Source organism: Micromonospora phytophila, assembly GCF_023656545.1.
Classification (GTDB): domain Bacteria; phylum Actinomycetota; class Actinomycetes; order Mycobacteriales; family Micromonosporaceae; genus Micromonospora; species Micromonospora phytophila.
This window is the reverse complement of record NZ_JAMOKF010000451.1, coordinates 1-3,552: the sequence shown is the minus strand read 5'-3', so window position 1 is coordinate 3,552 and position 3,552 is coordinate 1. Positions and strand designations below refer to the sequence as shown.

3 protein-coding genes and 1 pseudogene are annotated in these 3,552 nt (G+C 74.1%); all 4 read right to left on the bottom strand.

Annotation, left to right across the window (positions count from 1 at the left end):
- Positions 1-123: 123 nt before the first annotated feature.
- Positions 124-258: pseudogene (locus NCC78_RS32790) on the bottom strand (divisome protein SepX/GlpR); the annotation flags it as partial.
- A gap of 177 nt (positions 259-435) precedes the next feature.
- Complete coding sequence (locus tag NCC78_RS29355; protein WP_250798602.1) at positions 436-1,086, bottom strand: GNAT family N-acetyltransferase; 651 nt, start codon at positions 1,084-1,086, stop codon at positions 436-438.
- Positions 1,087-1,189: 103 nt separating this feature from the next.
- Complete coding sequence (locus NCC78_RS29350; RefSeq protein WP_250798601.1) at positions 1,190-2,503, bottom strand: molybdopterin molybdotransferase MoeA; 1,314 nt, start codon at positions 2,501-2,503, stop codon at positions 1,190-1,192.
- Entirely contained in the window at positions 2,500-3,456 is a 957-nt protein-coding gene (locus NCC78_RS29345) for a UTP--glucose-1-phosphate uridylyltransferase (RefSeq protein WP_250798600.1), read from the bottom strand. Before NCC78_RS29345 ends, NCC78_RS29350 begins: the two co-directional genes overlap by 4 nt.
- Between the last annotated feature and the right edge of the window lie 96 nt (positions 3,457-3,552).

The following is a 3,552-nucleotide window of genomic DNA, read 5'->3' as shown; positions in this document are numbered from 1 at the left end:
CTACGCCGTCACCGCCCTCGCCGGCTACTTCGCCGCCCGCGGCCCCTTGTCCTTCGAGCGGTTCCTGTCCGGCTACTACGCCGAATCGATCCGCCTCATCCAGGAAGCCCACCTGACCGATTGCACCCGCGCCGTCGACTGCGCCCGCTCCGCCACCAGCCGCTCGGTGGCGTCGTACCGGCGGACCAGCGCCGGAGCGAGGGCGAGCAGGCCGGCGGCGGCGAGGACGGCGAGGAGCACCGAGGTCGGCACCCTCACCCCTCCCGTCACCGAATTCGGAGCAACCGCCGGCCGACCGCAGGATCTTCCACCGATCATGGCCGGGTGCGTGGATCGTACGGACGGGCAGCGCTTGCCACAGCTTGCAGTTACTTGAGGTTACGGGCCGCCGACCCGGAAGCTGACACGCCGCGCCGATCCCGTCCGTGGGACGGCTCACCCGGCGGCGGCGCGGATCCGGTGCCAGCGGGCCAGCAGTCCGCCCTCGGCGGCGATCTCCTCGCTGGTCATCGCGTATCCGATGTGGTCGCGCCACGCGCCGTCGATGTGCATGTAGCGCACGTGGTACGCCTCCTCGCGGAAGCCCAGTTTCTCCACCACCCGCCGGGACGGCCGGTTCTCCGGGCGGACGTTCACCTCGACCCGGTGCAGCCCGCCCGGGCCGAAGGCGTGGTCCACGGCGAGCGCCATCGCCGTCGGGATGATGCCTCGACCGGCCACGCTGGAGTCCACCCAGTAGCCGACGTACCCGGAGCAGAACGCCCGCCGCACGATGCTGCCGACGTTGAGGTGGCCGACCAGCCGCTCCCGCCCCTCCTCACGCAGGCAGACGGCGAACGGCATGCCCTCGCCGGTACGCGCGGAGCGGCGCTGGTCACGCTGCACCCAGCGGAACGCGGCCGGCGAGTTCACCTCGTCCCAGTCGCCCGGCATGGACGACTCCCAGGGGGCCAGCCAGGCCCGGTTGGCGCGGCGCACCTCCGACCAGGCCGCCGCGTCGGAGCGCCGGTAGGGCCGCAGCACCACGGGACCGTCCACCAGCACCGCCGGCCAGCCGGGCGCACGCCGCAGTCCGAACAGGCTCACCGGGCCGATCTTCCGCCCGCGACCGCGCGACCCGCAAGCTCACCCGCGCCCACCGGGGTCGGCCCGGCGCCCGCCGCCGTCCGTCCGACGCCCCGGGTGAGCCTCACCGGCGCCGGTCCAGCAGCAGCACGTCCACCGTGGACCCGGCGGCGGCGGTGGTGACCCGCTCGCCGAGCACCAGCAGCCCGTTCGCCTCGGCCAGCCCGGAGAGGGTGAACGGCCCCCCGCTGAGCGGCTGCACGGTGTAGCCGCCGCCGCGCCGCTCGGCGACGTGCGCGGGGCGGAACTCGCGCAGCCCGCCCGGGGACGAGACCGTCTCCAGCAGGTGGGCGCGGACGCTGGGCCGGAACACGGGTTCGGCCCCGGCCAGCAGGTTGATCGCCGGGCGGGCCAGCACCTCGAAGCCGATCAGCGCCGCACCGGGGTCACCGGGGAGGCAGACCACCGGCACCTCCTCGGCGCCGACGGTGCCGAACCCGAGCGCGGTGCCGGGATAGAGCGCCACCTCGGTGAAGGTGACCGGGCCGGCCCGGCCGCCCTCCCGGCGGGACAGGATCCGGCGCACCATGTCCCCCGGCCCGGTGCCGGTGCCGCCGGTGGTGATGATCAGGTCGGCGCGCAGCGTCTGGTCCTCCAGCAGCCCGCGCAACCCCTCCGGGTCGTCGTCGCAGATGCCCACCCGGTACGCCAGCGCGCCCACCTCGGCCGCCGCGGCGGTCAGGGCGTGCGAGTTGGCGTCCACCACCTGGCCGGGCTGGCTGCCCCGGCCCACGTCGACCAGCTCGTCGCCGGTGGCCACGATGACCACCCGCGGGCTGGGCCGCACCACCACGTGGCCGATGCCGGTGGCGGCGAAGACCGCGACCAGCGCCGGGGAGACGTACGTGCCGGCGCGGGCGAGCAGGGTGCCGGCCGGTAACTCCTCGCCGGCCTTGCGCAACCCGTACCCCCGTTTGGGAACGCGGAAGATCTCCACGGCGGCCATGCCCTGGTCGGTCCACTCCACCGGGACCACCACGTCCGCGGCGACCGGCAGCGGCGCCCCGGCGGCGACGGAGAAGCACGCGCCGGGGGTGAGCCGGACCGGGCGCCAGCTCGCCGCGCCGAGGTCACCGACCACGTTGAGCCGCACGGTGCGCCCGCCCGGCCCGCCGGACTGGGACGGGACGTACCCCACGCCGCGCCCGCCGCCGGAGATGTCCTCCCAGCGCGCCGCGTACCCGTCCACGGCCGCCTGGTCGAAGGCCGGGAAGGAGTGCGGCGCGACGACGTCCTCGGCGAGGACGTTGCCGTACGCCTGGGTCAGGTCGAGGTCGAGCGGCGGCAGCGCGCGTAACCTGCGCAGCACACTGCCCAGGTAGTCGGCGAGCGGCGTCAACTCGTTCGCGGCCGCCTCGGCGTCGGCCGTCGCTGTCATGTACCAGATCCGCCCGCCGCGTCGGAGTTGACGAACTCGGCCAGCCACTTGCGGAACTCGCTGCCGAGGTCCTCGCGCTCGGCGGCGATCTGGACCACCGTCTGGAGGTAGCCCAGCGGCATGCCCGTGTCGTAGCGGGTGCCTCGGTAGACGATCGCGTGCACCGGCACGCCCTCTTTGCGCAGCAGCTCCATGGCGTCGGTCAGCTGGATCTCCCCGCCGCTGCCCGGCTCCGTCCGCCGGATGGCGTCGAAGATCCGGCTCGGCAGCACGTAGCGGCCCAGCACGGCGAGGTTGCTCGGCGCGTCCTCCGGCTTCGGCTTCTCCACCATGCCGGTGACCTTGACGATCTCGCCGATGTCGGTCAGCTCCGCCTCGGCCGGCTCCACCGAGGCGATGCCGTAGCGCTTGGTCTCGGCCGGGTCGACCTCGAAGAAGGCCAGCACCACCCCGCCGGTGCGGGCCTGCAGCTCCAGCATGGCCGGCAGCAGCGGCTCGGACTGCTTGACGAACTCGTCACCGAGGAGCACCGCGAAGGGCGCGTCGCCGACATGCGACTCGGCGTACCCGACGGCGTGGCCGAGACCGAGTTGCTCGGGCTGCCGGACGGTGTAGATCGCGGCCAGTTCCTCCGAGCGGCGCACCGCGGCCAGCAGCTCGGGCTTCTTCTCCAGCCGCTCCTCCAGATCGGGGCGGCGGTCGAAGTGGTCCACCATCGACGTCTTGCCACGACCGGTGATCAGCAGGACGTCGTCGATGCCGGCCTGGGCTGCCTCCTCGACGATGTACTGCAGCACCGGCCGGTCGACCACCGGGAGCAGCTCCTTGGGCACCGCCTTGGTGGCCGGCAGGAACCGGGTGGCCAGTCCGGCGGCCGGGATGACGGCCTTGACCGCACGGGGACGACCGGATGCGGCGGTCGCCGTTGAAGGGTTCGCTGAGTGCTCCGACATGTCGCGAGACTATCGGCCACGGCTCTGCCGTGGCGGGTGAGGACCGGAAGACGCGCCGCCGCCGGGACCCGTTCGGCCGGGGCCGGGGCCGGCCGG

What these genes read in the sequence shown, in the direction of transcription:
- NCC78_RS29350 (WP_250798601.1), bottom strand. Translation starts at nt 2,503, where the DNA reads ATGACAGCGACGGCCGACGCCGAGGCGGCCGCGAACGAGTTGACGCCG.
- NCC78_RS29345 (WP_250798600.1), bottom strand. Translation starts at nt 3,456, where the DNA reads ATGTCGGAGCACTCAGCGAACCCTTCAACGGCGACCGCCGCATCCGGT.